General features: G+C 57.8%; 2 protein-coding genes. Both read left to right on the forward strand.

All coding sequences use genetic code 11. The features are described from left to right. On the forward strand, positions 1 to 238 hold a 238-nt coding region (locus KM176_RS19525; RefSeq protein WP_215558812.1), incomplete at its 5' end, for a hypothetical protein. Between the two features lie 579 nt (positions 239 to 817). Continuing rightward, positions 818 to 1036 (forward strand): hypothetical protein, encoded by a 219-nt coding sequence (locus tag KM176_RS19530; RefSeq protein ID WP_160895638.1) that lies wholly within the window; start codon positions 818 to 820, stop codon positions 1034 to 1036. Positions 1037 to 2129 lie beyond the last annotated feature (1093 nt).

The following is a 2129-nucleotide window of genomic DNA, read 5'->3' on the forward strand; positions in this document are numbered from 1 at the left end:
CGGGTTTGTCGGGTTTGTCGGGTTTGTCGGGTTTGTCGGGTTTGTCGGGTTTGTCGGGTTTGTCGGGTTTGTCGGGTTTGTCGGGTTTGTCGGGTTTGTCGGGTTTGTCGGGTTTGTCGGGTTTGTCACCGCTCGGACCAGTGTCGGCAGTCAGGCCGGTGCTGATCTCGGGGATTTCGAAAATGGACGCCGGTTTTGCCCCCGAATGCCCTCAAATCATCCCGGTCGGGATCGCTGAGGCCCTGATCCGGGCGAATTCTCAAAATGACCCGGAGAGGCCCGCTGAGCGCCCTTCTTTAGTCGACCGGTGTCTGGGGTCGAAAAAGCAAGAGATGGCCCTCTGGCGGCGCTCTCCGCGCCATTTTGAGGTATTCTCGACCAATGCCGAGGTGTCGATTGGGAGATTTCGGGAGATTTTCCGGTTTGCGCCCGGAGAAGCACGCCGGCCTGGCCGGTCGTGCGCCTTCCCGGGGACCAGCGTATCACCGATCCCGAGCCGGATGAAAGAACGATTTCAGGGGGGTGCCTGAAGTCATTGTCCGTTTTTAGGGGGGGTGTGAAGTCACTACCAGTAGTTTGTTGTTTTAGGGGGGGGTGCTGAAGTCATTGTCCATTTTTAAGGGGGGGCTGAAGTCATTGTCGGCGAGGCCCAGAAACACCCTTCTTTACTCGGCTTATTGGTGACATGAGGCGCCAGGGAAAGAGGGGCGCAGGACCCCGGGTTTTGGTTGTTCCGAGCGCTTGAGCGCCGGATTTTGGCCGTCTTTCCGCAGCCTGCGGGCCTCTCTACAAATCGCTGATTTCAGGGAAAAAATGGATGGTTCTTGACGTAAATTCTCAACACGACATCGGAACGGCTCGGGCGGCCCTGGAAGGCCGGGAGGAGATCGAAGCTTTCCGGCGCGACTTGGCGGTCGACCTGAAGGATGAAGCCTACGAGCTGATCAAGACCTACGACGCGGTGTACAAACGCAAGCAGCCGCTGTTGCTGAGCGTCAGGAACACCTGTCAGGCCTTCGGATTTCGGCTGGTCTGAGTGGAGATGTCCTCGTTCACCCGGCAGGTCCAGGGGCGAAGCAGAGGTTCACCAAGAAGGTCACGGGGCGTAAGGATCAGAAGGACCCGCAGCGCATTTTCAAGGTCTAAGATGACCCTCTGCGCGGGGCACTCTGGGACATTGAACAGCGTGCGGTGAGCCTGCGCCGACGTGTCAGTTTCTGGCGTTCGACCTTCACCGAGATGGAATATCTGATCGCTCACGGAGGTGAAGTTGCTCCGTAATTTTTTCCGAAAGCATGTTCCTTCCGCTCCCCAAACCGGGCCGGAACGCGTCGTAAAAGGTCCCTCTGATGGGGCCGGAACCAGAACCAAAGAGCCCCTCTTTTCGCTCGAAAACCCGGCGCCGAGGGGGCGGATTTTGGTCGGGATCGCGGGGAGGATCGCATCGCTTCCGCGCAGGAATGGCTGAACACGGGGCAGGGGGACTATGTCGCATCGGACTTTCTATACCCCGACAAGGAAGGATTGGAACCTGTTTCCGCTCGGGCGTTGATGGACGCAAGCCGAGGCCTTATCGAACAGACGCTCCAGGCGTTCATGCACAAGGACTTCATCCCGGATTTCGATACGCATGTCCTCGAAATGATCCGTCGGGTTGAGCCAGCCCCTTTGAAGTGGTCCCCCCATGAAGCGTGAAGTCGGATAAGATTTCGGTTAACAGGAGGACGACAGAATGGCTGGAAAGCGAGAGAAGCCGGAAGATATTGTCACCAAGCTGCGCCAGGTCGAGGTGCTGCACGGCCACCGTACACGCCGTGGTCAATCATGGCTAACCCTATCGCCCCTTCTTCGAGGGGGTGAGCCCAGGCGGAAAAACCTCTCTCTGACTGAGCCGTTGAGGCAGTCAATCTGACCTCGTAGATAATGTTCGGGCCTTCTGCTTGGGATTTGGGATCTCGTATTGAGGACGGTGAGGGCAGCAATCGCGCGTACCCTGTGTTTGTGTTGATTTCCACCCAGAACTGACCCGGGAGCGCGCGTAATTTCCATTGAGAATTGACCCATGTGACCCTCCCCGCGACGCAGCTTGCAGCGGGGGATTCCGGAGTGATCCACATGGGACTTTTGAA

The sequence above is a fragment of the Pseudooceanicola endophyticus genome, from assembly GCF_018760365.1.
GTDB lineage: Bacteria > Pseudomonadota > Alphaproteobacteria > Rhodobacterales > Rhodobacteraceae > Pseudooceanicola > Pseudooceanicola endophyticus.

Coding starts and splice junctions, on each gene's coding strand:
- KM176_RS19530 (WP_160895638.1), top strand. CDS start 818: ATGGTTCTTGACGTAAATTCTCAACACGACATCGGAACGGCTCGGGCG.